41 protein-coding genes are annotated in these 23,989 nt (G+C 63.1%); 37 read left to right on the top strand and 4 right to left on the bottom strand.

The window, feature by feature from the left end; translation table 11 throughout:
* Positions 1 to 26 precede the first annotated feature (26 nt).
* Positions 27 to 806 carry a bacterial ammonia monooxygenase, subunit AmoC gene (gene amoC, locus K5607_RS05025; protein ID WP_221047484.1) on the bottom strand — a complete coding sequence of 260 codons (780 nt, stop codon included), beginning with the start codon at positions 804 to 806 and terminating at the stop codon, positions 27 to 29.
* 321 nt (positions 807 to 1,127) lie between these two features.
* Between amoC and K5607_RS05020 the strand changes: the two genes are divergently transcribed.
* Positions 1,128 to 1,544 (top strand): hypothetical protein, encoded by a 417-nt coding sequence (locus K5607_RS05020; protein WP_221048386.1) that lies wholly within the window; start codon positions 1,128 to 1,130, stop codon positions 1,542 to 1,544.
* Positions 1,545 to 2,453: 909 nt separating this feature from the next.
* On the opposite strand, the gene K5607_RS05015 is transcribed toward K5607_RS05020, so the two are convergent.
* Positions 2,454 to 3,086 carry a hypothetical protein gene (locus K5607_RS05015; protein ID WP_156302741.1) on the bottom strand — a complete coding sequence of 211 codons (633 nt, stop codon included), beginning with the start codon at positions 3,084 to 3,086 and terminating at the stop codon, positions 2,454 to 2,456.
* A gap of 9 nt (positions 3,087 to 3,095) precedes the next feature.
* Positions 3,096 to 3,623: a helix-turn-helix domain-containing protein gene (locus K5607_RS05010; RefSeq protein WP_156302742.1), complete on the bottom strand. Its 528-nt coding sequence runs from the start codon at positions 3,621 to 3,623 to the stop codon at positions 3,096 to 3,098.
* Between the two features lie 218 nt (positions 3,624 to 3,841).
* Here K5607_RS05010 and K5607_RS05005 point away from each other — a divergent pair, with 218 nt between their 5' ends.
* Positions 3,842 to 4,126: a DNA-binding protein gene (locus K5607_RS05005; RefSeq protein ID WP_173586067.1), complete on the top strand. Its 285-nt coding sequence runs from the start codon at positions 3,842 to 3,844 to the stop codon at positions 4,124 to 4,126.
* A gap of 44 nt (positions 4,127 to 4,170) precedes the next feature.
* Positions 4,171 to 4,689 carry a hypothetical protein gene (locus K5607_RS05000; RefSeq protein WP_221048385.1) on the top strand — a complete coding sequence of 173 codons (519 nt, stop codon included), beginning with the start codon at positions 4,171 to 4,173 and terminating at the stop codon, positions 4,687 to 4,689.
* Here the strand turns inward: K5607_RS05000 and K5607_RS04995 are convergent.
* Positions 4,670 to 5,017, bottom strand: coding sequence for a hypothetical protein (locus K5607_RS04995; protein ID WP_221048384.1), 348 nt, complete (start codon positions 5,015 to 5,017; stop codon positions 4,670 to 4,672). The two genes, K5607_RS05000 and K5607_RS04995, sit on opposite strands and share 20 nt — an antisense overlap.
* A gap of 102 nt (positions 5,018 to 5,119) precedes the next feature.
* On the opposite strand from K5607_RS04995, the gene K5607_RS04990 reads away from it, so the two are divergent.
* From K5607_RS04990 to K5607_RS04825, 34 genes are all read left to right on the top strand, one after another.
* Positions 5,120 to 7,168: a Mu transposase C-terminal domain-containing protein gene (locus tag K5607_RS04990; protein ID WP_221048383.1), complete on the top strand. Its 2,049-nt coding sequence runs from the start codon at positions 5,120 to 5,122 to the stop codon at positions 7,166 to 7,168.
* 46 nt (positions 7,169 to 7,214) lie between these two features.
* On the top strand, positions 7,215 to 7,943 hold the full coding sequence (locus tag K5607_RS04985; protein ID WP_054774301.1) for an AAA family ATPase: 729 nt from the start codon (positions 7,215 to 7,217) through the stop codon (positions 7,941 to 7,943).
* Positions 7,943 to 8,272: a VVA0879 family protein gene (locus K5607_RS04980; RefSeq protein ID WP_156302784.1), complete on the top strand. Its 330-nt coding sequence runs from the start codon at positions 7,943 to 7,945 to the stop codon at positions 8,270 to 8,272. The genes K5607_RS04985 and K5607_RS04980 overlap by 1 nt, the downstream gene beginning before the upstream one ends.
* Positions 8,272 to 8,640: a hypothetical protein gene (locus tag K5607_RS04975; protein WP_221048382.1), complete on the top strand. Its 369-nt coding sequence runs from the start codon at positions 8,272 to 8,274 to the stop codon at positions 8,638 to 8,640. The genes K5607_RS04980 and K5607_RS04975 overlap by 1 nt, the downstream gene beginning before the upstream one ends.
* Complete coding sequence (locus K5607_RS04970; protein WP_221048381.1) at positions 8,633 to 8,950, top strand: hypothetical protein; 318 nt, start codon at positions 8,633 to 8,635, stop codon at positions 8,948 to 8,950. Before K5607_RS04975 ends, K5607_RS04970 begins: the two co-directional genes overlap by 8 nt.
* Positions 8,943 to 9,212, top strand: a complete 270-nt coding sequence (locus K5607_RS04965) for a hypothetical protein (protein WP_054774304.1) — start codon at positions 8,943 to 8,945, stop codon at positions 9,210 to 9,212. The genes K5607_RS04970 and K5607_RS04965 overlap by 8 nt, the downstream gene beginning before the upstream one ends.
* Positions 9,209 to 9,529 carry a hypothetical protein gene (locus K5607_RS04960; protein ID WP_054774305.1) on the top strand — a complete coding sequence of 107 codons (321 nt, stop codon included), beginning with the start codon at positions 9,209 to 9,211 and terminating at the stop codon, positions 9,527 to 9,529. Before K5607_RS04965 ends, K5607_RS04960 begins: the two co-directional genes overlap by 4 nt.
* A 112-nt stretch (positions 9,530 to 9,641) precedes the next feature.
* On the top strand, positions 9,642 to 9,953 hold the full coding sequence (locus tag K5607_RS04955; protein WP_054774306.1) for a hypothetical protein: 312 nt from the start codon (positions 9,642 to 9,644) through the stop codon (positions 9,951 to 9,953).
* On the top strand, positions 9,953 to 10,285 hold the full coding sequence (locus K5607_RS04950) for a hypothetical protein (protein WP_221048380.1): 333 nt from the start codon (positions 9,953 to 9,955) through the stop codon (positions 10,283 to 10,285). Before K5607_RS04955 ends, K5607_RS04950 begins: the two co-directional genes overlap by 1 nt.
* Positions 10,286 to 10,299: 14 nt before the next feature.
* Positions 10,300 to 10,914, top strand: a complete 615-nt coding sequence (locus K5607_RS04945) for a DUF3164 family protein (RefSeq protein WP_054774702.1) — start codon at positions 10,300 to 10,302, stop codon at positions 10,912 to 10,914.
* Complete coding sequence (locus K5607_RS04940; protein WP_054774701.1) at positions 10,911 to 11,102, top strand: hypothetical protein; 192 nt, start codon at positions 10,911 to 10,913, stop codon at positions 11,100 to 11,102. Before K5607_RS04945 ends, K5607_RS04940 begins: the two co-directional genes overlap by 4 nt.
* Positions 11,103 to 11,148: 46 nt before the next feature.
* Complete coding sequence (locus K5607_RS04935) at positions 11,149 to 11,424, top strand: HU family DNA-binding protein (protein ID WP_054774700.1); 276 nt, start codon at positions 11,149 to 11,151, stop codon at positions 11,422 to 11,424.
* Between the two features lie 164 nt (positions 11,425 to 11,588).
* Entirely contained in the window at positions 11,589 to 11,756 is a 168-nt protein-coding gene (locus K5607_RS04930) for a hypothetical protein (RefSeq protein ID WP_156302904.1), read from the top strand.
* A gap of 58 nt (positions 11,757 to 11,814) precedes the next feature.
* Positions 11,815 to 11,970, top strand: a complete 156-nt coding sequence (locus K5607_RS04925; RefSeq protein WP_156302903.1) for a hypothetical protein — start codon at positions 11,815 to 11,817, stop codon at positions 11,968 to 11,970.
* A 6-nt stretch (positions 11,971 to 11,976) separates the two neighbouring features.
* Entirely contained in the window at positions 11,977 to 12,660 is a 684-nt protein-coding gene (locus K5607_RS04920; protein ID WP_221048379.1) for a DUF2786 domain-containing protein, read from the top strand.
* A complete protein-coding gene (locus K5607_RS04915; RefSeq protein WP_343222974.1) occupies positions 12,560 to 12,898 on the top strand; it encodes a DUF3850 domain-containing protein in 339 nt (112 codons plus the stop codon). Before K5607_RS04920 ends, K5607_RS04915 begins: the two co-directional genes overlap by 101 nt.
* Positions 12,895 to 13,332 (top strand): regulatory protein GemA, encoded by a 438-nt coding sequence (locus tag K5607_RS04910; protein WP_054774893.1) that lies wholly within the window; start codon positions 12,895 to 12,897, stop codon positions 13,330 to 13,332. The genes K5607_RS04915 and K5607_RS04910 overlap by 4 nt, the downstream gene beginning before the upstream one ends.
* Complete coding sequence (locus tag K5607_RS04905) at positions 13,332 to 13,538, top strand: hypothetical protein (RefSeq protein WP_221048377.1); 207 nt, start codon at positions 13,332 to 13,334, stop codon at positions 13,536 to 13,538. Before K5607_RS04910 ends, K5607_RS04905 begins: the two co-directional genes overlap by 1 nt.
* Positions 13,535 to 14,125, top strand: coding sequence for a hypothetical protein (locus K5607_RS04900; RefSeq protein ID WP_221048376.1), 591 nt, complete (start codon positions 13,535 to 13,537; stop codon positions 14,123 to 14,125). Before K5607_RS04905 ends, K5607_RS04900 begins: the two co-directional genes overlap by 4 nt.
* Positions 14,118 to 14,522 carry a hypothetical protein gene (locus K5607_RS04895; RefSeq protein ID WP_221048375.1) on the top strand — a complete coding sequence of 135 codons (405 nt, stop codon included), beginning with the start codon at positions 14,118 to 14,120 and terminating at the stop codon, positions 14,520 to 14,522. Before K5607_RS04900 ends, K5607_RS04895 begins: the two co-directional genes overlap by 8 nt.
* 75 nt (positions 14,523 to 14,597) lie before the next feature.
* Positions 14,598 to 15,215, top strand: a complete 618-nt coding sequence (locus tag K5607_RS04890; protein WP_221048374.1) for a hypothetical protein — start codon at positions 14,598 to 14,600, stop codon at positions 15,213 to 15,215.
* A 10-nt stretch (positions 15,216 to 15,225) separates the two neighbouring features.
* Positions 15,226 to 15,843 (top strand): hypothetical protein, encoded by a 618-nt coding sequence (locus K5607_RS04885; RefSeq protein WP_221048373.1) that lies wholly within the window; start codon positions 15,226 to 15,228, stop codon positions 15,841 to 15,843.
* Between the two features lie 144 nt (positions 15,844 to 15,987).
* A complete protein-coding gene (locus K5607_RS04880) occupies positions 15,988 to 16,548 on the top strand; it encodes a lysozyme family protein (RefSeq protein ID WP_221048372.1) in 561 nt (186 codons plus the stop codon).
* The gene (locus K5607_RS04875) at positions 16,545 to 16,724 is read left to right on the top strand and encodes a hypothetical protein (RefSeq protein ID WP_221048371.1); all 180 of its coding nucleotides are present in this window, start codon (positions 16,545 to 16,547) and stop codon (positions 16,722 to 16,724) included. Before K5607_RS04880 ends, K5607_RS04875 begins: the two co-directional genes overlap by 4 nt.
* Positions 16,724 to 16,888 (top strand): hypothetical protein, encoded by a 165-nt coding sequence (locus K5607_RS04870; protein WP_221048370.1) that lies wholly within the window; start codon positions 16,724 to 16,726, stop codon positions 16,886 to 16,888. The genes K5607_RS04875 and K5607_RS04870 overlap by 1 nt, the downstream gene beginning before the upstream one ends.
* Positions 16,882 to 17,082, top strand: a complete 201-nt coding sequence (locus K5607_RS04865) for a hypothetical protein (protein WP_054774884.1) — start codon at positions 16,882 to 16,884, stop codon at positions 17,080 to 17,082. Before K5607_RS04870 ends, K5607_RS04865 begins: the two co-directional genes overlap by 7 nt.
* A 13-nt stretch (positions 17,083 to 17,095) precedes the next feature.
* Positions 17,096 to 17,461 carry a hypothetical protein gene (locus tag K5607_RS04860; RefSeq protein ID WP_221048369.1) on the top strand — a complete coding sequence of 122 codons (366 nt, stop codon included), beginning with the start codon at positions 17,096 to 17,098 and terminating at the stop codon, positions 17,459 to 17,461.
* The gene (locus K5607_RS04855) at positions 17,458 to 17,754 is read left to right on the top strand and encodes a hypothetical protein (RefSeq protein WP_054774886.1); all 297 of its coding nucleotides are present in this window, start codon (positions 17,458 to 17,460) and stop codon (positions 17,752 to 17,754) included. The genes K5607_RS04860 and K5607_RS04855 overlap by 4 nt, the downstream gene beginning before the upstream one ends.
* Positions 17,755 to 18,249, top strand: coding sequence for a DUF1804 family protein (locus K5607_RS04850; RefSeq protein WP_221048368.1), 495 nt, complete (start codon positions 17,755 to 17,757; stop codon positions 18,247 to 18,249).
* A gap of 158 nt (positions 18,250 to 18,407) precedes the next feature.
* The gene (locus tag K5607_RS04845) at positions 18,408 to 18,692 is read left to right on the top strand and encodes a hypothetical protein (RefSeq protein WP_221048367.1); all 285 of its coding nucleotides are present in this window, start codon (positions 18,408 to 18,410) and stop codon (positions 18,690 to 18,692) included.
* Positions 18,682 to 20,331 carry a phage terminase large subunit gene (gene terL / locus K5607_RS04840; RefSeq protein ID WP_246598955.1) on the top strand — a complete coding sequence of 550 codons (1,650 nt, stop codon included), beginning with the start codon at positions 18,682 to 18,684 and terminating at the stop codon, positions 20,329 to 20,331. The genes K5607_RS04845 and terL overlap by 11 nt, the downstream gene beginning before the upstream one ends.
* Before the next feature lie 2 nt (positions 20,332 to 20,333).
* A complete protein-coding gene (locus K5607_RS04835) occupies positions 20,334 to 21,926 on the top strand; it encodes a DUF935 domain-containing protein (protein WP_221048365.1) in 1,593 nt (530 codons plus the stop codon).
* A complete protein-coding gene (locus K5607_RS04830) occupies positions 21,926 to 23,194 on the top strand; it encodes a phage head morphogenesis protein (protein ID WP_054774666.1) in 1,269 nt (422 codons plus the stop codon). Before K5607_RS04835 ends, K5607_RS04830 begins: the two co-directional genes overlap by 1 nt.
* A 111-nt stretch (positions 23,195 to 23,305) precedes the next feature.
* Complete coding sequence (locus K5607_RS04825; RefSeq protein ID WP_221048364.1) at positions 23,306 to 23,839, top strand: phage virion morphogenesis protein; 534 nt, start codon at positions 23,306 to 23,308, stop codon at positions 23,837 to 23,839.
* Positions 23,840 to 23,989 lie beyond the last annotated feature (150 nt).

The following is a 23,989-nucleotide window of genomic DNA, read 5'->3' as shown; positions in this document are numbered from 1 at the left end:
CGTAATTCAAGCTCTGCCGAGATCACTTAGACCTTGCAAGCGCCGGAATCGATAGCGGAGCAAACTTCGCGGCCGATCAGCGGGTTCAGGCTGTCCATGATCTGCAGCACAACGCCCATCACAGCCAGAGCCAGCCAGCCGAAGATCACGAAGCCGTAGTGCAGCGGAGCTACGAACAGCTCTTCCATGAACCAGAAGGTGTGACCCCATTCGTTCAGACCTACGTTCGGCAGAATCATGAACGGACCTACCACGGTGATCAGGTACGGCAGGGACATGCCCTTGTTCCAGTGCGGAAGACGGGTCTTCGCGTACAGGAAGGAAGCAAAACCCGTGATGATGTAGATCGGGTAGGTCAGGTAGAACTCAATGATGTGCGACGGCGTGAAGTCGGTGTCGCGCACCACGGTCTGGTGCCAGGTGCCGTCCTGTTCGGTGAAGTAGGAAGCACCCCAGTAGATGGCCCATGCGTAGGCGAACAGCCATACCAGGTGGGTCATGTTGCGGCGCAGCTCTTCACGCGGGGTGATAGCAGCCAGGTTACGGTCGCGGCTCTTCCACAGGTAGCCCCACAGGATGGAAGCCGTGGTGATTTCCAGCACGATTTCGATGTACAGGAAGTTCATCCAGTACGTTTCGAATTCCGGTGCGAATGCGTCCAGGCCAGCGGACCAGCCGTAAACACCTTCGTACCAGCGAACCCAAAAGTAGAACACCGTGTACAGCATAAATGCGAACGTCAGCCAGCCCTTGTCCAACAGGGGCTTGTCCTGAGCGCCAGCAACCGAAAGAGACGTTGCAGCCATTTTTTGGTTACCTCTAGGTTTGAAGCCATACTCGCTATGGCAACGACTCGCTGAAGGCGAGTGCTCAGTTGGACAGTTCGCTCCACGGAAGTTCCCAAGAAAAACGCTGGGTGATCGCGCCGCGGCGGGCGGCAGAGGACGGCTACGAGCCGGGCGCGGCCGGCGCATCCCCGGAGCTCGCCGGAGCGCCACCGTCTGGCGTGCTCAGTTCTCTTATAATTAGCGACGGGAAATAGGGCGAGCCGCGGGAAAACACCAGTCCCAACGGCTCGCATAACTTGGCTATCGTCTAGCCTAGAATCGGCTCAGGAGGAAAGGCTGTTGCCATACAAGATCAACTGGGAGGCCAACGGGCTACACTGCGAATTCAGCGGTGTTTGCTCCGCCGCCGACGTCATCAAGGCATTTGAGGAGATAGGCGCCGATCACCGTTTTGACGACCTGCGCTATCAAATTTTCGACTACATGGCGGTGGAAGACCAAAACGTAACCACGTCGGAGGTCGACGCGATCGCCGCCCTGGACCACGCGCATTTCCTTAGCAATCCCAAAACGTTATACGCCTCTGTCGCGACGGATCGGCGCGTCGTCGATCTTATAAGGCACTATATTTCCGTCAACATCGCGCCCAGCCGGCAAAAAATCTGCTCCACCGTTGCCGAAGCGAGAGAATGGATAGCCGTCGCCGAAGTCAGCCAACGCCTGGTCTTTTCGGCAATTCTTCAGCTGCACAAGTAACCCCCAGCCCCCTCCAGGGAACGACAAGGCGGTGCTAAAACCTGGCGACAGGATCCGGGTAACAAAGTGCCCGGGTACAAAGCGCTGGATCACCTTTTCACGCTGGGATGGCTACTGGATCGTCTCGAAGTCCGGCATTAACGATTACACCGCCTCGAGCATCGACCGACTCAACGGAAAGCCCGTTGATTTCGGCGCCTAGTTCAAGGCCAAGGCGCCGCCCTAACCGGACGCCCCGTCGCATCCATCCCAACGCCTGGCCCAAACGCATTCGGCCGAATCGGCCCCAGCAGCGCCCCGCCACCCCCGTCCGCCGGCACAAACTGCCGAGGCCGCCCATAGGCGTCATAAACAGGAATCCCCGGCGTATATGACGCCCGCGCCGGCCTGGCCGCATCGATGTAATAGCCACCCCCGATAGGAATCCGCCCGGATTCAAGGGCAGAACACCCGGTCAATATCCCGGCCAGCAAAAACACGATACCTTTCATGACCGCTCCTTTTTGACGACGCCCGACGTACTGATACCATCGCGCCACGGCCAGAACAAGAAGGAATTGATCTATGGCGCGCGTAATCATGCCCCTGCTGATTTCGGCAACGTCTGCCGCCTACCCCGTCATCATGTACGCCAAATCACCGGCGCCTACGAAAACTAGACCCACAAAAGACACAAAAGGCCCGGTTATCCGAGCCTTTTGTGGGGAGGTGATTGATTTGGCACAGTGAGGAAGAACAAAAATTTGCGCCGAAAGCTTTGTGCGGCACGGGGTTGAGGCGCTTTTGGCGCCTTTTTTGTTTTTGGCACTTTTTAACGGGAAGCGAGTAAAAAACGCGCGATTTTGCGAGCGATTTGGCATAGAACCGGTAGCGGTCAGCGCGAAGCCGCGCCGACGCGACCATCGATGACTACACCTTCTTGCTCATGATGTACGCATAGGTGCGTTGAAGCTGGTCCGTTGCCAGCGCACTGAGAGACGATTGCCCGAAATTCTTTTTTATATAGTCCACGTATGCTTTGTCATCACCGAGCTGGTTTTTGCACCGAGCCTTGATCGCCCCGATCTTCGCGGCTCTCCAGCCATCGTCCTTTGCCGCCGCAGAAGGCATATTGCGCAAACGTCCCATCTGCTGCTTGATCCACCTCACCAAGCCATCATATTGATTAGCCGGTATCAGGTGATACGAGGTCACCAGCGCCTTGTCATTGATGCGTTTCTGCGCGGCTGCTTGCGTGAGCGGCCTTTTCTTAATCGCGTTGTGTAGATCAATCCACTCATCCCGTAGCTGGCGTAAGGCAACCTTCTGTGCCTCGGTAATCACGTCACCCGCCGGAGTGACAACCACCTTTGGCGCTCTCGGCGTCGCTGGATAATGGTGGTTATGGACATCACCCCCAACGATTTGGCCGACAGCGTTGCCGTTGCCGCTTATGTTCACTGTATTGCCGGAAGACGTTGCTTTGCGCCGCCGTGGTGCTTTTGATTTGCTGTGTTCCTTGAAAAGGTTCACTACGCGGTTCTTCTTGTCTTCATTTTCCATGCTGCTCTCCTAAGCCGCTGATTTAACAAGCCTCAAAACCCTCTCTTTCATAGCCGGCGTGCGTTCTTCCTCGAAGAGGTCATAGACCGCCGCCACCAGTTCCGCTTTCTTATCCGACGCCATAGTGCGTTTGGTGACGCGCAAGCCTTCCTCCACCGTTTCGATAGCCAGCGCCAAGCGCTCCATGTCTAGTTGGCCATGGGCCGCCCGGTATTCCAAGTTCCTATCGCTGTTCAGACCGCCTTCCTTTGCCGTATAGGCGACAGGCACGGATTCGCCCAGCGGTTGCTCGATTCGCTGCCGCACCGCCGGTGGCGGCTCGCCAAGGCCATGCAAGAGCCAATCAGGCGAAGCGCCGGTGGCGGTTTCTATCTTCGCCAGCGTCTTTTTCTGCGGCATTGAGGCGCCCGACCAAATCGCCCAGAAGCCGCTCTTCGGTATCCCGGTGCGTCTCGCCCAGGCGTAAGGCTCTTCGTCGCCGATGAGCAGCGCCAGTCGTTCGAGGAACGGCGTCTTCAGTTCGTTATTCGTCGGCATCAATTACTAACTCCAATTACGAACCCGCCAAGTAGGTTCGTTATTTCTAAGCCTTTGTTTCTGCGACGGTTCGTTTGCCCTCGCGCAAATGGCCGGTTTCTCTAATAACGAACTCATAAAAACCGGCCGTTTGTGCTTGACAGCATCGGAAATAACGAACTAAGCTATGTCCAACAACGCAGCAAACACAGACATAACAACGCCACAGGAAAGCAGCGATGTCGAAAGCAAACCCAGCCGCCACGGCGGCGCAAACGGACCCGCTCCGCGCCTTTATCAACACGCACGGCGGAGCGATTACGCCCGATCAGTTCCGAGCCTTTATCGCCAGCCAGGGCGTCACCATGGCCGACTGGGCCAGGGAGCGAGGCTACACGCCGCGCGAGGTGTCCCAGGTGTTGAACGGCCAGATCAAGGGGCGCTACGGCAAGAGTTTCGCCATTGCCGTGGCGATGGGGTTGAAACCGGCTCCCGCCCGCGCCCTGGAACAGTGCGCCGCCTGACGAGTACAGATTAGCCCGGCAGCGTTAAAAAAATAGTCGCGATTTTGGACGATCCCTTACGGAAACGCCAGTTTCAGGAATTTACAGCAACCACGGAAGCGATGGGAGGAGAGATGAACGCAAAACAGACTGACCTATTCGGAGGCGGGGCCTTGGAGTTACCGCAGCCGATTCCGGTAGCGCCGGGACGGTTCGCTTTGGGATTGCAGGTGGCCGTGGCGATGTCACGGGCGATGAAGGAAAGCGGAATCCCGCGCAAGGAGATTGCCGCCAGGGTCGCGGCCCTGTCGGGTAAGCGGTTGACCGAATCGGTGCTGGACAACATGGCGGCGCCATCGCGGCCGGACACCAGTCCGCAATTTTTGCAGGCCATGGCGTTCGACGCGGTGACGGAACGGCACGCGCTGCTGGATTTGTATGCCGGAGCGCTGGGCGGTCGGGTGATTTTTGGGGACGACATCCTCGCGCTGGAAGAAGGCCGGCTAGTGCTGGCGCAGCGAGCGCTACGCCAGAAAGGCGCCCAATTGAAGCGTGTCGCGAGTATTACCAGCGCCGGGCGATGACTAGCCCAACCAGGAACAGCAGCATGGACTGGACGATGTCTGACGCCTCTTTGACGGTCAACGGCTGATTCCGGTCCGGTCCATATTCGAGGAAATACAACATGGCAAGCGATGACAACATAACCAGAGAGCCGAAAGCGGGGGCTGATCTTTCAAGCCAAGCGCCCAAGTCAAATGGTTGCGAGTGCTGCGGATGCGATTGCGACAGCTCGGTCATTATCTTCTTGGTACTGGCGTTGACGTTTTTGATTTTCGAGAAGGAAAACCAGACGGCTAACAGCATCAGCACGATCTTGAGCACGTTGGAGAGAGTCGAAAAAAAGTCCATTGAGGGTTCTCCTGAAAAACGGGGTAGTGAAAAGCAGATTGAGAGCCTGCCGATTCATTCTACCGGCCGAGAAAACCCTCGCCATATTCAGGGCGAGCTGGCATGAGCCCCAAAACCCACTATTCCTGCGCGGAGCTGGCGGCGTTGCGGCTGCCGGGGTATCCGGGCACGCCCGAGGGTTGGTCTAAGCAGGCAGAACGCGAAAGCTGGCCTTTCCGCAAGGCGAAAAGCAAAGGCCGGAACGGCCTGCGCCGCGAATACCAGCCCCCCGCCGCCGTGCAAAAACTAATTCAGCGGCAGGCGCTGGAGGCCGCTGTTTCCCAGGTTGTTACCTCTGCCGAAGACCTCTCCTCCTCGGCACTTTTGACCGGCGGTGTCCCCGCCGCCGGCTCTTTTTATTCCGTACCGGTCGCGGCGGCTCCCGCCGCGCCGGTGCCGCTGACCACCGCCGAGCAGACCGTGGCCGACGCACGGGCCGCCGTGCTGGCGTTGATCGTGCGGCTGCAACAGCAAGCCGGATGCAGCCAAGAGGCGGCCATGCAAACCTTCGTCGCCAAGGCTGCCTTGGGCGAGCTGGACGCCGACACGCAAGCCTTGTTGATCCAGGCGCGGGATGCACGCGGCAAGAAAGGCGGCAGCCTGCTGTCGGTGCGCACGCTCAAGCGCTGGCTGGCGGAGAAGTCCAAGGGCGGAAGGCTGGCGCCGAAGCATGTGCAAAAAGACCACTCCATCCCCGCTTGGGGGCCGGCAGTGCTGGCGCGTTACCGCGTGCCGCAGCGCATCAGCGTGGCGGCGGCGGTGAAGCAGGCTTGCGCGGACCTTGCCGCCGCCGGCTGGATGGAGGCCGACCTGCCCAGCGAATTCCAGGCGCGCCGCTGGTTCGACAAGCTGCCGGTATCGGTGCTGGAACGCGGCCGGGCCACCGGCGCCGCTTGGCGGGCCATCATGCCCTGCACGCGGCGAGACTGGGCCGGGCTGTCCCCCATGGACGTATGGGTGGGCGACGGCCACACCTTCAAAGCCAAGGTGCAGCACCCCGACCACGGCCGGCCCTTTGCGCCGGAAGTCACCCTGGTGATGGACTGCGCCAGCCGCAAAGTGGTGGGCTGGGCGGTGTCGCTGTCGGAAAACCAGATCGCCGTCTCCGAAGCCCTGAGCCACGGCTTCAAGCAGTACGGCCGGCCGCTGATCTACTACTCCGACAACGGCGCCGGCCAGACCGCCAAGCTGCTGGACGCCCCCGTGACGGGCTTGTTGGCCCGGCTGGGCATCGACCACCAGACCGGCATCCCCGGCAACCCGCAAGGGCGCGGCATCATCGAACGGGTATGGCAGACGCTGACCATCCCCCTGGCGCGGACTTTCCCCACCTGCCAGACGAAGACCATGGACCGCGACACCCTGCGCAAGTTGACCGGCGAAATCGACAAAGCCCAGCGCAAGGGCCAGGTGCCGGCCTTCGTGCCGAGCTGGAAGCAGTTTATCGACGAGCTGGAGGCCGCCATCAACGACTACAACGCCAATCACCCGCACCGCGCGTTAAAGGGCATGACGCCGGACGCCTACTTTAACAAGCACCTTCCCGCCGACGCGCACCTGGCGCTGGACGAATCCGAACTGCTCAGCCTGTACCGGCCGGAAGTGGTACGCACACCGCAGCGCGGCGAAGTGAGCCTGTTCAACAACCGCTATTTCCTGCGCGAACTGGCGGAACTGAAACCGGGCACAACGGTGCGGGTGGCCTTCGATATCCACGATGCCGCAAAAGTGTGGATCAAGGACATGCACGGTCGCTGGATCGGCGAGGCCGAGTGGGAAGGCAATACCAAGGACGCCTTTCCCAAAGCCTACACGGACCAGCTCAAGGAAAAGCGCGTGGAACAGACGGTCAAGCGCCGCCAGGCGCAAATCCAAACCGCCAGGGACGAACTGGGCAACACCCTGGAACACCTGGGCGACAACGTGCTGACTCTTGCGGATTTTCTGCCAGCGCAAGAGCCCATCGCGGCGGAGCCGGAAAAAACCCTGCTCGATTTTCTTCCGGCGGAGACGGAAGAGACGGAAACCGGCAGCTATGCGGACACGGTGATGTGGCTGTATGGGCCGAATGGCGGCGAGGAACTCGCCGAAGACGAAGCGGCCGTCGGGTAACTGCCATTACCTGACGGCCTGAACAAGCAACGAAAAGAGAGTCTACATGAAACTGCAATACGTCGAAACCTCCAACCACGCCCGCTTCATGGCCGGCGTTGGCGCCGTGGAAAACCGAGGCAGCCGCGAGGCCTGCATCCTGTTGCTAAACGGCGAGCCGGGTACCGGCAAAAGCTGCACGGTGGACAACTGGGGCAGCAAGCGCAACGCCGTCTACCTGGAAGGCATGCCGGGCATGAGCTCCGCCTTTGTGCGGGACTACCTGGCCGACCAGACCGGCGTGGTGGCGACCAGCAAATTCGCCCAATACAAAGAGCTGGTGTCCCACTTTCAGGAAAGCCGCCAGCCCATCATTTTGGACGAAGCCCACCACGGCCTGCCCAACAAAGCCGAATGCATCGAATACCTGCGGCGCATCGCCGAACAGGCCAACGTCATCCTGGTGCTGGTGTGCCACAGCTCGGAACGGCACCGCTTCGGCAAAAGCCACGTCGCCCACATTGCCACCCGCATCACGGCGGCGCCGGAGCTGAAGGAAGCCAGCGAAGCGGACTGCGGCGTCTACCTCAACACCCTCTGCGAAGTGGCGGTGGACGCCGGCATCGTCAAAGCGGTGCACAGCCAAACCGGCGGCCGTTACCGCCTGATTTCCAACGCCTGCCGCACCCTGGAAGCCATCGCGCAAAAGAAAGGCGCCACGGCGTTGGCAGCGGCGGATGTGAAGGGCGTGCGGTTGTGCGAAGACGCGATGGCCGCGTTGCGGAAGGGGGCGTGATGGAACAAAGAGCCCCTATCGCGCTTGCCGACTGGTTCGCTCATGGCGAGGCACGATTCGGTAAAGACCATAAACACTGGCGATTTGTGTGTCCGTCTTGCGGGCACGTGCAAACCCCCGGGGACTTCGAGCGTTATGGAGCCGATCAGAATTTGGCATACCTCAACTGCATCGGACGCTACGACGGCAAGCATGCGGATGTACGCATGGGGACAAAACCAGGGCCGTGCAATTACACCAGCGGCGGCTTATTCAACATCAATCCCGTTCCTGTAAGCGGTACGGACGGGAACGTTATACGCGTCTTTGAGTTCGAGGAGATTCCCTAATGCCCCGCCGCCCAGGCCAAACCGCGCCGCGCACCAAGTCGGTTGGGCTACGCGCCCGCGCCTGGTGGGTCATCCGCAAGAACAAGGTCACGACCATGGCCGGCCTGTTGCTGACCCTGGCGGACGGCAGCCAGAAGGACGCCAAGTCCAACCTGACCCACTACCTGCGGGCGCTCAGCCGCAGCGGCGTGTTGTCCCGCGAGCGGATACCGGACGGCAAGCTGACCAGCAACGGCGTTTACCGCTACCGGCTGGAGAAAGACTTCGGCGCCAAACCGCCTGTAGTGCGCCAAGACGGCGTTTACGACCCCAACAGCGGCGCGCTCCATCCCTTTGGCACCGAGGACACGGAGGCCGGCCATGAATGACGCCATGGACGTGTTGAAAAAAAAACGCGCCGAGCTGGGCACGCGGGCGGTTGCCGAAGCGCTGGACTACTCCGAGGCCACCATCCGCTCCATTTGCACCGGCCACTATCCCGGCGACCCCGGCAAGGTACTGACCAAGGCGGCCCTGTTGTGGATCGACGTGGTGCCGTGCCCGTTCACGGGCGAATCCATCGGCCGCAGCGACTGCCAACAGCGCGCCAACGCCCCCCGGCCCTTCGGCGGCGCGGCCAAACTGCGCTGGTGGGAGGCCTGCCAGAGCTGCCAACACAAAGGAGGCTCCCATGGCTGAACGAATCAATCCCCAGCGCGAGTTCGACACCGCCGGCCGACTGGTGAGCAAGGTGTGCATGAAGTGCGGCCAGCGCAAAGCCGCAGACGAGTATTGGAAGAACTCGTCGGTCAAGGACGGTCGGTGGAGTTACTGCATGCCGTGCGACGCCAGGCGCCGGCGGGCGCGCGACCCGACCCAATGGAGCTGCCTGCACCACGTTTGGCCCATCACCAACCATGACGCGCCTGGCGCGCTCCTACAGCAAGGGGGAAACCCATGAAATCGACGATGCCGACACGACACGACCGCAACCAGGCGGTCGCCGACAAAATCCTGGTGGCCATGCAAGCAGTCGACGAGCTGGGGCGGCGCGGTTTCGCCATCGCCGACGACGGCGTGGACGTCACCGGCAACACGCCCATCATCCGCGTGCGTCATAGCCGGCACTGCGACAGCCTGCCGGGCGAATGCCTGGCCCGCAGCGACGGCCCCAAGGAGCACTGGTCGGCGCCATTCAAGGGCTGCACGGTGGTCTGGACGGTGCGGTTTGGCCAGGGCGAGGTGGTGGCGTTCCCGACGCGGCGGGTGGCGCTATGACGGGGCTGATGATTTTGGGCGGCCTCATCGGCTGCATCATCGCGGCCTGTCAGACCCTGGGCTGGTTGCTGGACCGCTTGGGCATCAATCTCAACGACGAGGAGTATTAACCATGACAGTGGAAATCGTTCCCGACGCGCCGAAAGACCGCGGCTACGTCATTTTCGACATGCCCGCGCTGCGCGACCCGGCCGCCATCCAGGGAGAGGATGCCTTGCGGAAGGCATTGAAGGCCGCTCAAGACGAGCTGATTTTGAAAGTGGCCCTGTGCGCTGACGCCCAACAGCAGGTGCGCGATCTGTCCCGCGACGTCGCCGCGCTGGCCGTGGCTTGGCGGGACGGCGACACCGGCTACGTGCAGGCCTTTTTCGACAGGCTGTGGCAGGCGGCCGGGGAGTCATGCGATAGCCGGAGGGTGCAGTGATGGACCTCTCGACCCGATTGCGCAAAACCGCCGGACACGCCACAAACGGCGCCCTGACCCGCTTGCTGCTGGACGCGGCCGAAGCGCTGGAATCCCTCACGGCGCGACCGACGGCGGACGAACGGCAGTTGCGGAACGCCGTAGAAGCCCTGGCCGCCGCCGACGAATGCGGCGCCATCGTCCGCACCCTGGCGCGGGGCGGCCTGGGCGACGGCCACCCGCTCACCGACCGCCTGGCCGCCCTGGCCGCATCGCTGGCGGAGTACGCAGACACCTATCAACACCCGCTGGCGGTCGACGGACACACCGACCACCGCTACGAACTGGTTTAGCCACAGGAGCCCCCATGAACACCACCATCCCCGCCGGATTCCGGCAAAACAGCGCCGGGCACCTGGTGCCGGAAGAGTCCATCAGCGAGATGGACAAAACCCGCGACGCCCTGGTGGGCGAACTGATCGACAAGGCCCGCGACCTCAACGGCCTGATCCGCGACTTCAAGACCGATTCCATGGGCGACGTGCAAGCCTTCATCGCGTTAGCCGCCGAAAAGTACGGCGCCAAAGTGGGCGGAGCCAAGGGCAACATCAGCCTGCTGTCCTTCGACGGCCGCCGCAAGGTGGAAGTGAACGTGCAGGACTCCATCGCCTTCGGTGAAGAGCTGCACGCCGCCAAGGCGCTGATCGACAACTGCATCCACCGCTGGACCGAAGGCGGCCGGCCCGAGGTGAAAGCGCTGGTGGAGCACGCCTTCCAGACCGACAAGCAAGGCAAACTCAACTACGGCCGCATCTTCACCCTGATGCGCCTACAGATCGAGGACGAGGAATGGCGCCGCGCCATGCAGGCGCTGAAGGACAGCATTAAGACCGTCGGCAGCAAAACCTACATCCGCTTTTACGAGCGGCGAGGCGCCGACCAACCCTTTACGCAAATCGCCGTCGATTCGGCGGCAGCATGAAGCCCGTAACTCTGCACATGCTGCTACTGCGTTTGGCGGGTATCCGGCGCAATACCGACGATGGGGACGATCTCGAAAGCGAGCCGATGGCCGCCGAGATCGACGGCCGGCGCATTGTGCTGACCACGGAGAACTTCCAGGTCGACGATGACGGCACGCTGCTCATCACCACCGGCAAAACCGAATAGGGACACACCGCCAGGACGGCACCACCAACCACAACCGGAGTAAACCATGACCAAGAAAGACCTGATCGAAGCGATCCACGGCCACCTGGGCGACGAAATCAACAAGCGCCAGATCGACGACGTACTGGAAGCCATCGGCACCGCCGTCACCAATGCCCTAGCCAAGGGCGACGAAGTGCCGCTGCCCGGCCTGGGCAAGCTGACCGTCAAGGAGCGCGCCGCCCGTCAGGGCCGCAACCCGCAAACGGGCGAGGCCATCACCATTCCGGCCGGCAAGAAGGTGCATTTCGCCCCGGCCAAGGCGTTGAAGGACGCGGTTTAAGCAGCGAAACGGGACCATTTTCCTGACCCCAAGGAAATGGTCCCGTCTGCCCGGCGTGGCGGCCGGGTATTCATGCCCCCCCATCCATGGGGCGGCCCCCTTCGGGCGGACGAGCCGTGCAAATCGGCTGTCCTGCCGATTTGTGATGAGCAGCAGGAGACAAAATGAAAAACCCAGCTCTTGAGGAAATTAAGGCCTTCGCACAGCAACGCCTGTCGCGGGAATACGGGTATTGCGGCGTCGCCGACTCCGACGACTTCGCAATGCTTAACTCCGGCGGCGATGGCGAGAACATCAAAATCGTCATCGAGCATAAGAAAGACGAAGGTTAGAGCCACTCAGGCGGCGGATCGCCCTAACGGGCATCCGCCCTACATCGACGAGGAACCCATGGACAAAGAAGAACTTGAAAACGAGTTGCGGACGCTGATGCGGAAATACTGGACCAGTAATGCGCCAGGGTCGCTGGAGTTCGAGGTTTTCAGCTTCGCGCAGGAAGACGGCATGACGATCTCGATTGAAACCGAAGTTCGTTTTTACGAGTAGACGACCATGGACAAAGACAAAGCCCTAGCCAAGATCAAGAAGTGCCTAGCCCTGGCCAAATCCGCCAACGCCCACGAATCCGCCACGGCCATGCGGCAGGCGCAGGCGCTGATGGAGCAATACGGCATCGAGCACAGCGACGTGCTGGCGTCGGAGGCTGCCGAGGCCGGCGCCAAATCGGGCGCCACCAAACAGCCTTCGAACTGGGAGGCGACTCTCGCCGGAGTGGTTGGGCGCGCCTTTGGCTGCGATCTGGTTTTCTCCGGGGTGCCCGGAATTGCCGCCCAGTGGCTGTTTATCGGCATCGGCCCCAAAGCGGAAATCGCCGCCTACGCCTTCACCGTCTTGCTGCGCCAGTGCAAGGCGGCGCGAACCGAGCACATCAAAACCCATCTCAAGCGCTGCAAGCCCGCCGGAAAAACCCGGCGAGCGGACGAATTCTGCCAGGGCTGGGTGTTTGCCGTGGCCTCGACCGTCCGCGCCTTCGCCCGTAGCGAGGAAGACACCACCGCCATCGACGCCTACAAAGCCAAGCGGTTTAAGAATCTGGACAAGCTGGACGCCCGCGACCGCAGCGGCGGCCGCGACTATGGCGATTCCATGCGCGGCCACCGCGCCGGCCGCAACGCCAGGCTGGACCACGGCGTCGGCGCCGTGGGCGGGGCGCAGGGGAGGATTGGGCATGGCTAACCACGATCTGAAAATACTACGGACCTATTTTGAACCTGTGGTGAGCGGTAAAAAGCCGTTCGAAATTAGGCGCAATGATCGCGGATTCCAGGAGGGCGACACGGTGCGCCTGCAGGAAGTACTCATGGATGTTGGGGGTTATTCGTACACCGGCCGCGAGGTCAGCAAGCGCATCACCTACGTGACCGATTTCGAGCAGCGCGACGACTTCGTGGTGTTCGGCTTGGGCGATCTATGAGCACCAGGACACCCGACCTCCGCCAGCGCGAGCTGGGAAAAATCCACCTGCTGGCCAAGCGGGCCGGCATGGACCGCGACGCCTACGAGCACATGCTGCGCGAGGTTTCCGGCATACCCGGCCTGACATCGTCCAAACAATTAACGCCCCTCGGCCGCGGCAAAGTGCTGGATCACCTGGCGCGGATTACGGGCGCCGTAGACCCCAACGCCGGCCGCCCCAACAACCTGGCCGAGCGGCCCCTGTTGCGCAAGATCGGCGCCTTGTTGGCCGACTCCGGCCGGCCCTGGGCCTATGTCACCAAAGCCGGGAAGAGCGGCACGAGCATGGTCCAGCGCCTGGCCGGCGTGGACGCGCTGGAGTTCGCCACCGACGAGGGGCTGCTGCGGATCGTGGCGGCGTTGGAGATTGACAAGAAGCGGAGGGCGCGGTGATGAGTGAATCAGTCGTACATGTGGCGTTTTATATCGGCTATATCGCCATGGTCCTGGGCGGAATCTGCCTGTTGATGGCGCTGTTATGCTGGGCCGCCATCCTAAGCAACCGCGCGCAGCACGCACTAATCGACACGCTGGGCGGCTGGAAGGTCTTCATGGAATACCGCGAATGGTTCCATAGCCGGGAAGACAAAAAGCCGTGAGCCACACCAAACGCTCCTTCATCCAAGCCAAATTCGAGCCGCTGCGCATCAAGCCAGAGCAATGGCCGGAGGCGCTGGAGCGCCTGGAGCAGGGTTGGGACTTTCTCTCGGCCGCCGGCTACGGCGCCGCGAAACCCCACGAACCGCGCGAAACCGGCGTGGACTGGTACGGCCGCCTGTCCGGCGCCGAGCGCGCGGCGTTCGACCGATTCTGGAAGGCCTATGGCTACAAGAAAGGCAAGAACAACGCCGCCATGGTCTGGCACCGCTTGGGCGAGATCGATGCCGCCACGGCCGAGATCATCATCCAGGCCGCCACCGCCGAAAAACGCCAGTGGGGCAAGGAGGAAACCCGCGACGGCATCGCCAGAAAGTGGCCGCAGGGCTGGTTATCCGAGCGGCGTTGGGAGGATCACGAGCCGTCCGCCGATACCGCCAAAACCGCGCCCGGCGCCGCCGTTAAACGCGCCAATCTGGTCAACGAGATTAACGGCCTCAAAACCCTCATCGCCAGCGCCAAACCCGGCCCAGGCCGCGAGGCGATGGAAGCCAAGCTGGCGGCCCTGGAGGCCCAGCTCCGTGGCTGATATCCCCCTGCACCTCCTACCGGCCAGCACGCGCCGGCTGGTGGACTGGATCGGCCTGCCGGCCACGCTGCGGCTGGTGGAGGCGCGCGGGGGCGCCTATGTGTACGTGCCCAAGCCCGGCGACCTCAACGCCGATTGCGCCCTGGTCGGCATCGTCGGCCACGACGCCGCCCTGCTCCTGGCCAGGGAGTTCCCCGGCGCCGAACTGCCTGTCGCCAAGGCCAGCGCCGCCATGCGCGCCGTGCGCGACGCCGCCATCTGCCACGACTACTACGTGCTGCACAAATCCCAGGCCACCCTGGCGCTGGCCTACCGCCTGGACGTGCGCACCATCCGCAACATCGTCAACCGCACCGCGCTGCACGACCAGCTGGACATGTTCGGCGAGACGGCGTAGGCCAGGGTATACTCCGACTCCAACGGCGCGGAGCGCGGTTTGGTTGGCAGGACATCTATTCAACAAGGAGACATCATGAAGATCGTTGCACTGATTCTTTTGGCCGCCAGCCTTTCCGGCTGCGCCGGCCAATCGGCCATCGGCCAGAAATACAACTACGCGGGCGCGTCGCTCACGTTGCCGTATACCGGCGCACCGCTAGTCGTCGGTGTGCAAGATCGCCGGCCCTACATCGTCAGCCACAACAAAAGCCCCGATTTTGTCGGGCTACAGCGCGCCGCTGTAGGGATTCCGTACGATATTCATACCGCGTCGGGCGCTCCGCTGGCGGACGACATGGCCAAAACCCTGGCCGGCGCATTACGCGGCGCCACTCCGGTGTCGATCGGCTCCAATCTGAGCCGCGCCGACGCAATCCGTACGCTGCACGCCGACGGAAAACGCGCCGTGCTGCTGACGCTAAACGAGTGGCGATCGGACGCCTACGTCGGGGCAACGCTGCACTACGACATGGAAATGGAAGCGCTGGGCGCGGACGGCCATACGTTGGCCTCCGCGCGGATTCACGGTAGCGAGGCGGTCGACGACACGGCACCGCACCCGACCGGCTATCCGGGATTCAACGCACCGTCCGCCGTGCCGCGCCATTTGGAGGCACTGTTCGGGCAGATTTCACCGGCGCTGACGCAATAAGGAGACAATCATGAAGATGATTGCATTGCTTTTTCTGGCCGCAAGCCTTGCCGGCTGCGCCTTCGGCCAAAAACACGACTACACGCTGGCCTCGCCGGCGCTATCGTCTTCAAGCCATAAGCCTTTGGCGGTGGGCGTGCAGGATCGCCGGCCCTACGTTCTCGACCACGATAAGGCCGAAAGCTTCGTGGGCATACAACGGGGCGGCTATGGCAACCCATTCGACGTCAGTACGCAGTCTGGTCAGCCGTTGGCGGCCGATATGGCCAAAACGCTGGCAAGCGCCCTTGGCGACGCGACCACCGTGCCTATCAGCCCGAACCAGAGCCGTGCCGACGCAGTCCGCGCCTTGCAGTCCTTCGGGAAGCCGGCATCCTTGTTGCTGACGCTGCGGGAGTGGAAAGTCGACACGATGATTGGCGCAACCCTTCATTACGATGTGACCATGGAGGCTATTGCCGCCGATGGTAGCGTTTTGGCCGAAAAGTCGACACGCGGCAAAGACGACATAGGATCGAGCGCCTGGAACCCCACCGGCATGGCCGAAAAAGCAGCCCCAGCCGCTTTTAAGCGTAAAATCGAGGAGCTGTTCAACGGCCAGATTTCCCAAGCACTTCAGGCCCCATAGGGCGCGCCACCCAAGCGAATCAAAGCCCCGCCCGTCGGGGCTTTTTTGTGCCCATCGGAAACTCATCCGGGTTAATCGCCGTCCCCCTCGCTCCTATCCTGTCGGCTACCGAATCGCGCAGCCATCCACCAGACAGGGGCCGTCATGTCAGGCATCAGCCAGCAACTCGCCGACGCCATCCGCGTCAAAGCGGCCACGCATCACATCCCGGAAAGCCTGCTGAGGGCGTTTGTCCTTACCGAATCCAGCGGCGATATGGCTGCCACCCGTTACGAGCCGGTCTACCGCTGGATCGTCGATCCGCTCACCGGTAAGCCGTTCCGCCGGCTGACAACCGACGAAGCGGCGTCCGCGATGCCGCCGGCCGATTTCTACCCCCAAGCGCCGGACGCGGCGGCCCGCGCCGGCGAATGGCGCGGCCAGCGCACCTCCTGGGGGCCGATGCAAGTGATGGGCGCCGTGGCGCGGGAGCGGGGGTTTCGCGGCCCGTTCGAGCAGCTCAACGGCGTGTGGGGCCTGTACTGCGGCTGCCTGCTGCTTGAACGGCTGCGCGAGCGGTTTCTATCGGGGTTCGGTTGGCAAGGCGTGGCAGCGGCCTACAACGCCGGCACGCCGCGCCGCACGGGTAACGGACGCTGGGAGAACCAGCAATACATCGACAAATTGCGCCGCAACGGCGCGCGTTTTGAGGAGTACGACCGATGAGCGATTTCATTGCCGCCCGGCTGCGCGAGGCCAGCACGTACCGCGCATTGATTCAATTGGGGGCAGCATTCGGCCTGTTCGCGTTTTCGCCGGAGCAGTCGGACGCCGTTACTGCCGTCGCCATGGCGTTCGCCGGCGCCGGCGCCACCGGGCTGTTGCCGGATCGGGTGCGTTGATGCGGGCGTCGCCCCTACGTCATTTGGGCTCGCTGTTCGCCGGCCTGGCCGTGCCGAGCATGATGCTGCTGATGGCCAATCCGGCGCCGCCGGCAGGCATGCCGGTGATCCGCCGCAGTAAGAGCAAGCGCCGCCGTAGCCGCTACGAGGTACGCGGTTGGTAGTAACCGAAGCCGAACGCCTGGCCTGCCTGCAACGCCTGCGCGACAGCACCGAGCCGGACCAGTCCCAGTTGCATGACGCCATCGGCGTCATCTGCCGGGAGTGTTTCGACCCGGTGCAGCCGGAGATTTTGCAGGCCAACCCTCGGGCGGTGCGGTGTTTGGATTGCGCCATGGAATATCAACTGACGGAATAACAAGCGAGGACGTATGGGCGATTTAGACGCGGCATTTTGGGTGGACGTGATTTGGAAGGGGGCCACGGTGCTGGCCGTGGCGTTTTATTGGCCGGTCGTTCGCGGACTGGACCGGCTCGATAGGCGGATAGCCAAAGCGGAAGACGATATGGGTGGGTTGCGCAACCGCCAATCAGAAATCGAGGGCCAATTCCATAGCGCGCCGAAAGAGAAGCACATTTCCGACCTACACGAACGCATCAACCAGACCACCATCAACCTGACCAACCAGATCGGCGACGTGAGCCGCGAGCTGGGCGAGGTCATCGGCAAACTGGACTCCAGCAACGACCTGCTGAAATCGATCCACACCGCGATTATCAACGGCAATAGAAAATGACTACGAGCGCCGCCCAAAAGCTGGCCGAACGAAACCGCCGTCTGGCCATCCTCATCGCGTTAACCCTGGCGCCACGCTACAGGCTGCCGGTGGCCGATTTGCGCGCGCACCTGGACGACATCGGCTATCCGTGCAGCCTCGACCTGCTGCGGTGCGAATGCGCGTGGCTAGTGGAAACCCGCCTTGCGCGCTGGCACAACCACGACGTGGTGGAGTTGACCGAGCGCGGCCAGGACGTGGCCACCGGCAACAGCGAAGTGCCGGGCGTGGGCAAGCCGGGGCCGGGGGCGTAGATGGCCCACGACAAAACCGTCGTCAGCGCGGTACGCAAAGCCTACATCTATGAGGGGCTGGCGCTGCCCGCCGCCGCCAAGGCGAAAAAAGTATCGGAGGCCACGGCCCGGCGCTGGAAAACCGAAGCAGCGGCGGCCGGCGACGACTGGGACAAGGCGCGCGGCGCGCAGCTTTTGGCCGGCGGCAGCGTGGAAGAGGTGCTGCGGCAAACGCTGGCGGTGATGATCCGCCAGGTGCAGGCCACCATCCAGGCCATCGAGGCCGACGAGGAAATGGCACCGGCCGTCAAGGTGCAGCTGCTGGGCAGCAGCGCCGACGCCAGCGCCAAGCTGGTGGCGTCCATGCGCCGCATGATGCCGGAAACCGACGCCCTGGCCGTGCGCATGGACACCCTGAAAAAGCTGGCCGAGTTCGTCCGCGTCCACTACCCGCAGCACGTCGCGGCCTTCGCCGAGCTGCTGCAACCGTTTGGGGAGGAGTTGGCGCGTGGGTAAACCAACCAGCAAATGGGCGCAGGCGTCAGGGCTACGCAAGCGGATCGAAGGTTTCTTGTGCTATCAGTTGGCGGCATTCGTGACGCTTGTCAGCCCCGAGTGGGCCGATAGGTCAATGTACAAGACGCTTCGCTATCAGTTCGGTGAGGAGTCGGAACGTGGCTAACCTTCGCTCGGGCATCATCCTGTTCGAATGGGCGCCGCCGTTTCGCTGGCGGCCCAAGCGCGAGCATTACGGTCCCATGCGCCGCTTCATTTGGGGCTGGTGGTCGGTCGCCTGGTTCGAAGGCTGCGGGATCAACCAGCTGCTGGCCGCCTATCGTGCCGATGAGCGGCAGCGTTGCGCCGACGAAGTCCAGGCGTTGGCCGAACTCCGCAACCCCGCTTCCTGGGAAGCGCAAGCGTTGCGCGAGGCGGCCGAGGAGTTGGCACGTGGTCGCTAAAACCTCCGCCAAGACCTTCCTGAAAGAGCTGTCCCAATTCACGGACAGCTTCCGCCAGCGCATCGAAGCCGAGTGCGACGGCTTCGATGCGGATCCGTCCGCCAGCTTGGCCAGGCGCGAGACGGCCGTTAAAAATTTCGAGTTTTTCGCGCGCACCTACTTCCCGCACTACGTCAAAAAGCCCAACAGCCGGCTGCACGACTACCTGTACGCGCGCCTCCCCGAGATCGCCGATTCCGGCAAGGCCGAGACCGACGCCATCGCGGCGCCGCGCGGCGAGGCGAAGTCCACCATCACCAGCCAGCTGTTCCTGCTGTGGTGCGTCGCCACCGGCCGCAAGCGCTATCCCATCATCGGCATGGACGCCTTCGACCAGGCCGCCATCATGTTGGAGGCCATCAAGGCCGAGCTGGAGTTCAACCCGCGCTTAAGTCTGGACTTCCCGGAAGTCGCGGGGCAAGGCCGCGTGTGGCAGGCAGGCGTCATCGTCACCAAGAACAACGCCAAAGTGGAGGCGGTCGGCAGCGGCAAGCGCATCCGTGGCCGCCGCCACGGCCCTTACCGGCCGGACCTGTTTATCGGCGACGACCTGGAAAACGACGACAACGTGCGCACGCCGGAACAGCGCGACAAGCTGCAAGCCTGGCTGACCAAGGCGGTGTTGAAACTGGGCGGCGCCGGCGACAAGTTCGACGTCATCATCATCGGCACCGTGCTGCACTACGACTCGGTGCTGGCGCGGCTGCTGAAAAACCCGCTGTGGAAGTCGGCCAAGTTCAAAGCGGTGATCGCCTGGCCCGCCCGCATGGACCTATGGGACCGCTGGGAAGAAATCCTGCTCGCCCGTGGCGAGCCGGACGCCGACGAGTTCTACACCCTGCGCGAGAAGGAAATGCTCCAGGGCAGCGAGGTCAGCTGGCCCGCCGGCCGCCCGCTGGTGGCGCTGATGAAGATCCGCGCCCGCGATGGCCACGCTTCCTTCGACTCCGAGCTGCAAAACGACCCGCTGTCCGACGACGACGCGCCCTTCGCCAAGGCCATCACCTTCTGGGTCAACCGCCTGGCCGAATGGGTGTTCTACGGCGCCTGCGACCCGTCCCTGGGCAAGCACGGCGCCAGCCGCGACCCTTCGGCCCTGCTGGTGGGCGGCTTCAACCGCCAGACCGGTGTCCTGGACGTGGTGGAGGCCGCCATCCGCAAGCGCTTGCCGGACCGCATCATCGAAGACGTGATCGCCTTCCAGGCCGAATACCACTGCCTGTTGTGGGTGGTGGAAACCGTGCAGTTCCAGGAGTTCCTACGCTCCGAGCTGGTCAAGCGCTCCGCCGCCCGCGGCATCCCGGTACCCGCCCGCGCCGTCACGCCCAGCACCGACAAGCTGCTGCGCATCGAAAGCCTGCAACCGCACATGGTCAACGGCCTGATCCGCCTGCACCCCAGCCAACACACCCTCATCGAGCAGCTGCGCCACTTCCCTAAAGCGGATCACGACGACGGCCCGGACGCGCTGCATATGCTGTGGATGGCGGCGGTGTCGGGCTTTGGCGCTATCGAATTCACCGCGCTCCCCGGTCGCCACGGCTCTGCTGGTAGTGGCGGCCGTCATGACGACCTTCCCGACTACAGCCGCCGATACTAACCATGGCCATCCTCGACCAACACGGCAACCCCATCAAAACCGCCGACATCCAGGCGCCGCAGACTGCTCGCACCGCTTGGCTGCAACGGCAATGGGCCGACCATCCCGGCCGCAGGCTGACGCCGGCCCGTCTCAAGCAGATACTGGACGAAGCCGAGCGCGGCGACATCCAGGCGCAGAGCGAGCTGTTTGCCGACATGGAGGAACAGGACGGCCACATCGCCAGCGAAATGGCCAAGCGCATCCTGCCCATCCCGGCCCTGGACTGGGATATTCAACCGCCGGCGGACGCCAGCGCGGACGAAGAGGCCGACGCGGCCCTGGCCAAGGCGTTGATCGAGCAGCTGCCGGGCTTCCCGCAATTGCTGGCGAACCTCGCCACCGGCATCGGCCACGGCTTCGCTTGCGCGGAAATCGAGTGGGACAACAGCGAGGGCCAATGGTTGCCGGTATCGCTGGACCTCCAGCCCCACGACTGGTTTGTGGTGGCGCCGGATCGCAAGACCCTACTGCTGCGCTCCACCAACGTACAGAGCTGGCCGGACGGCCAAGCGGTGGCCGGCGACACCTTGCAGCCCTTCGGCTGGATCGTCCACCGCCATCAGGCCAAGCCGGGCATGCTGGCGCGGCGCGGCCTGTTCCGAGCGTTGGCAGTGACCTTCCTGCTGAAGCAGTACGCGCTGGGCGACTTGGCGGAGTTGTTGGAAATCTTCGGCATTCCGATGCGGCTGGGCAAATACCGCAGCGGCGCCAGCGAGGAAGAAAAGCGCACGCTGCTGAACGCCATCATGTCCATCGGCCACAACGCCGGCGGCATCATCCCCGAGGGCATGGAGATCGCCTTCGAGGCCGCCGCCGAGGGCAACGCGGACCCGTTCATGGCCATGGTGGAGTATTGCGACAAGACCGCGTCCAAGCTCATCACCGGCGGCACGCTCAACAGCCAGGCGGACGGCAAGAGCAGCACCAATGCCCTGGGGCGTGTCCACGCCGACGCCCTGCAAAAGCTCACCTCCTCGGACGCGCCGCAGATCGCCGCCAGCCTCACCCGCGACCTGGTGTTCCCGCTGCTGCAACTGAACAGCCGGCGCCCCGTCACCCTGCGCCGCTGCCCGCGCTTCGTCTTCGACACCTCCGAAGCGGAAGATTTGTCACTGTTCGCCGACGCCTTGCCAAAGCTGGCGCCGATCATGCAAATCCCGACGAATTGGGCGCACAGCCGGCTGAAGATTCCGCAGCCAAAAGACGGCGAGGCGGTGCTGCAAGCGCCGGGCACCGCTCAGCCTAAACCACCGCAAGACACGGCCACCGCCACGGCCGCGCTGTCGGCCGCGCCCACAACCGAGGTCGATGGCGATCCTACGCCGGTGACGGCCCTGTCCGAGCAGCTGCAAACCGGCGCCGCCGATCCGCTCAAGGCCATGCTGGACCGCATCCGCCAGGCGGTGGACGGCGCCGAAAGCCTGGCGGCGTTACGCGACGATCTGCTGGGGCTGTATGGCGACCTGCCGTCCGAAGACTTGACCAAGGTGCTGCAAACCGCCTTCGCCTGCGCCGACCTGGCCGGGCGGTTTGACGTATCGCGGGGCGAATAATGCCGTTAAAGCTCGGGCAGGATGGAGCGGGCTTCAACGCGCGGGGCGACGGGCCGTTCAATCTGCCGTTCCAAGAACAGATCGCCTTTTTCCAGCAAAAGCTCGACCTGCCCACCCGCCATTACGACGATATCCTCCAGGCCCAGCACGACCGCTCCTTCGTCGTCGCCGGCGCCATGAAGGCGGACCTGTTGGCCGACCTGCGCGGCGCCGTGGACCGGGCCATCAGCGAGGGCAAGAGCATCCAGTGGTTCCGGGAGCAGTTCGACGGCATCGTCGAAAAGCACGGCTGGGCCTACAAGGGCGAGCGCGACTGGCGCACCCGCGTGATCTACAAGACCAACATGTCCGCCAGCTATGCCGCCGGCCGCTGGGCGCAGCTGAACGACCCGGACTTGCTGAAAAGCCGGCCCTATTGGAAATACGTCCACAACGACACGGTGACGCATCCCAGGCCGTTGCACGTGGCCTGGTCCGGGTTAACGCTGCGCCATGACGATCCCTGGTGGCTGGCGCATTTCCCGCCCTGCGGCTGGGGCTGCCGCTGCCGCGTCACCGCCGTGGCGGAGTCAACGCCGGGGCGCGATACTGCGCCGGATGACGGCACCTGGGAGAAGGTGGACCGCTGGGGCGAGGTGCACAGCATTCCCCGCGGCGTGGACTACGGCTGGGACTATGCGCCCGGCCAGTCCATCGCCCATTTGCTGAGGGCGGTCATCGACAAACAGGACGCGGCGCCGTGGCAATTGGCGCGGGCGAATACCCAGGCGCTGGTCAACAGCGAGGTTTTCACCCATTGGCATAACCGCATCGTCCAGGCGGCGTTGGCGGAAGCGGACAAATACACGGGCCGTTCGGCCAAGCAGGAGGCGGCGCGGGCTGTGGCCGCAAAAGGCGAGCGGTTCCCCGTGGCCGTACTCGACGACGACGCCAAGGCGCTTTTAGGCGCCACGACAGCCACGGTAACGCTGTCGGATTACGACCTGGCCAAGCAAGCGGTGTCCCGCCAGGGGCAGGACTTTACCGCCGCTGAATACGCCAAGGCCCAGACGACCATCGAAGAAGCGCAGCGCATCTTGCGCGATCAGGACGAATACACCCTATTCATTCACCGGGGCAGCAAGGTGTACGTTGCCATTCTGCAACGGACCAAGAGCGGCAAGGCGGTTTTCTTGAAATCGTTCCGGCGCAGCAACGAATCCGACGCGGCAAGCCAGCTACGGAAGGTAACGCGCGCGGGCGGGGAAATTCTGAAGGATGAGTGGTGAAGCCGTCCGGGTGGGACTCCCGGTTTCCCACTTCCGGTCTGTTTTCCCTTGCGGGAACACCTACGGCGGGGAGATTCACCGTTCGCGGACGGCCTGCATAAAGTATAAGCCATGATCAGCATAGAGATCGACAACCGCCAGGTGCAAGAGGCGCTCCGCGAGCTGGAGCGCCGCGCCACGAATATGGCGCCGGCGTTGAAGCAGATCGGCGAAGCCTTGGCGGATTCCACCAAGCGCCGCTTCGAAACCACCACGGCGCCGGATGGAACCCCGTGGGAAGCGAATCGTCCAACAACCCTGGCCCGCAAGAAAGGCACACGGCCGTTGACCGGCGAGACCGGCAACTTGATGGATACCATTGATTGGCAGTTGATCGGCGACGACGCCGTGGAAATCGGCTCGCCCATGGAATACGCCGCCACCCAGCAGTTCGGCGCCAAGATGGGCGAGTTCGGCCGCTATTCGCAGATCGGCCGCGTCAGGAAGCACGGCCTGGGGACGTTCCAGGGCAGCGCCGGCACGCAGAAAGGCTTCCCCATCCCCTGGGGCAACATCCCGGCGAGACCGTTCCTGGGCATCTCCGATGCCGACGAGCGAGAGGTGCTGGAAATCGTGCAGACGTATCTGTCCACGCCTGCTGCATGATTCTTCCCTTAGACGGCCGTGACGCCGGCTATGTCATCAAGGCGCGGCAAGCGGGCCGGGCAAAACGGGAAAATCGACTGACGGGCGTTTTAACGCGGGTTTAACGCCAGACTCGTTATATGCCATGAGGGGATTCTCCCCGGACGGCAT

Origin of the sequence: Methylogaea oryzae (assembly GCF_019669985.1) — a bacterium.
Lineage (GTDB): Bacteria > Pseudomonadota > Gammaproteobacteria > Methylococcales > Methylococcaceae > Methylogaea > Methylogaea oryzae.
The sequence above is the reverse complement of the archived record's forward strand: the minus strand, read 5'-3'. Positions and strand labels throughout refer to the sequence as shown.

Coding starts and splice junctions, on each gene's coding strand:
- K5607_RS04855 (WP_054774886.1), top strand. CDS start 17,458: ATGACTACGAGCGCCGCCCAAAAGCTGGCCGAACGAAACCGCCGTCTG.
- K5607_RS04885 (WP_221048373.1), top strand. CDS start 15,226: ATGAAGATGATTGCATTGCTTTTTCTGGCCGCAAGCCTTGCCGGCTGC.
- K5607_RS04850 (WP_221048368.1), top strand. CDS start 17,755: ATGGCCCACGACAAAACCGTCGTCAGCGCGGTACGCAAAGCCTACATC.
- K5607_RS04930 (WP_156302904.1), top strand. CDS start 11,589: ATGAAAAACCCAGCTCTTGAGGAAATTAAGGCCTTCGCACAGCAACGC.
- K5607_RS04890 (WP_221048374.1), top strand. CDS start 14,598: ATGAAGATCGTTGCACTGATTCTTTTGGCCGCCAGCCTTTCCGGCTGC.
- K5607_RS04975 (WP_221048382.1), top strand. CDS start 8,272: ATGCCCCGCCGCCCAGGCCAAACCGCGCCGCGCACCAAGTCGGTTGGG.
- K5607_RS04985 (WP_054774301.1), top strand. CDS start 7,215: ATGAAACTGCAATACGTCGAAACCTCCAACCACGCCCGCTTCATGGCC.
- K5607_RS04825 (WP_221048364.1), top strand. CDS start 23,306: ATGATCAGCATAGAGATCGACAACCGCCAGGTGCAAGAGGCGCTCCGC.
- K5607_RS04870 (WP_221048370.1), top strand. CDS start 16,724: ATGCGGGCGTCGCCCCTACGTCATTTGGGCTCGCTGTTCGCCGGCCTG.
- K5607_RS04935 (WP_054774700.1), top strand. CDS start 11,149: ATGACCAAGAAAGACCTGATCGAAGCGATCCACGGCCACCTGGGCGAC.
- K5607_RS04860 (WP_221048369.1), top strand. CDS start 17,096: ATGGGCGATTTAGACGCGGCATTTTGGGTGGACGTGATTTGGAAGGGG.
- K5607_RS04920 (WP_221048379.1), top strand. CDS start 11,977: ATGGACAAAGACAAAGCCCTAGCCAAGATCAAGAAGTGCCTAGCCCTG.
- K5607_RS05010 (WP_156302742.1), bottom strand. CDS start 3,623: ATGCCGACGAATAACGAACTGAAGACGCCGTTCCTCGAACGACTGGCG.
- K5607_RS05015 (WP_156302741.1), bottom strand. CDS start 3,086: ATGGAAAATGAAGACAAGAAGAACCGCGTAGTGAACCTTTTCAAGGAA.
- K5607_RS04910 (WP_054774893.1), top strand. CDS start 12,895: ATGAGCACCAGGACACCCGACCTCCGCCAGCGCGAGCTGGGAAAAATC.
- K5607_RS04915 (WP_343222974.1), top strand. CDS start 12,560: ATGGCGATTCCATGCGCGGCCACCGCGCCGGCCGCAACGCCAGGCTGG.
- K5607_RS04940 (WP_054774701.1), top strand. CDS start 10,911: ATGAAGCCCGTAACTCTGCACATGCTGCTACTGCGTTTGGCGGGTATC.
- K5607_RS04995 (WP_221048384.1), bottom strand. CDS start 5,017: ATGGACTTTTTTTCGACTCTCTCCAACGTGCTCAAGATCGTGCTGATG.
- K5607_RS04875 (WP_221048371.1), top strand. CDS start 16,545: ATGAGCGATTTCATTGCCGCCCGGCTGCGCGAGGCCAGCACGTACCGC.
- K5607_RS04980 (WP_156302784.1), top strand. CDS start 7,943: ATGGAACAAAGAGCCCCTATCGCGCTTGCCGACTGGTTCGCTCATGGC.
- K5607_RS04945 (WP_054774702.1), top strand. CDS start 10,300: ATGAACACCACCATCCCCGCCGGATTCCGGCAAAACAGCGCCGGGCAC.
- K5607_RS04970 (WP_221048381.1), top strand. CDS start 8,633: ATGAATGACGCCATGGACGTGTTGAAAAAAAAACGCGCCGAGCTGGGC.
- K5607_RS04905 (WP_221048377.1), top strand. CDS start 13,332: ATGAGTGAATCAGTCGTACATGTGGCGTTTTATATCGGCTATATCGCC.
- K5607_RS04880 (WP_221048372.1), top strand. CDS start 15,988: ATGTCAGGCATCAGCCAGCAACTCGCCGACGCCATCCGCGTCAAAGCG.
- K5607_RS04925 (WP_156302903.1), top strand. CDS start 11,815: ATGGACAAAGAAGAACTTGAAAACGAGTTGCGGACGCTGATGCGGAAA.
- K5607_RS04965 (WP_054774304.1), top strand. CDS start 8,943: ATGGCTGAACGAATCAATCCCCAGCGCGAGTTCGACACCGCCGGCCGA.
- K5607_RS04835 (WP_221048365.1), top strand. CDS start 20,334: ATGGCCATCCTCGACCAACACGGCAACCCCATCAAAACCGCCGACATC.
- K5607_RS04990 (WP_221048383.1), top strand. CDS start 5,120: ATGAGCCCCAAAACCCACTATTCCTGCGCGGAGCTGGCGGCGTTGCGG.
- K5607_RS04830 (WP_054774666.1), top strand. CDS start 21,926: ATGCCGTTAAAGCTCGGGCAGGATGGAGCGGGCTTCAACGCGCGGGGC.
- K5607_RS05005 (WP_173586067.1), top strand. CDS start 3,842: ATGTCGAAAGCAAACCCAGCCGCCACGGCGGCGCAAACGGACCCGCTC.
- K5607_RS04955 (WP_054774306.1), top strand. CDS start 9,642: ATGACAGTGGAAATCGTTCCCGACGCGCCGAAAGACCGCGGCTACGTC.
- K5607_RS04960 (WP_054774305.1), top strand. CDS start 9,209: ATGAAATCGACGATGCCGACACGACACGACCGCAACCAGGCGGTCGCC.
- K5607_RS04950 (WP_221048380.1), top strand. CDS start 9,953: ATGGACCTCTCGACCCGATTGCGCAAAACCGCCGGACACGCCACAAAC.
- amoC (WP_221047484.1), bottom strand. CDS start 806: ATGGCTGCAACGTCTCTTTCGGTTGCTGGCGCTCAGGACAAGCCCCTG.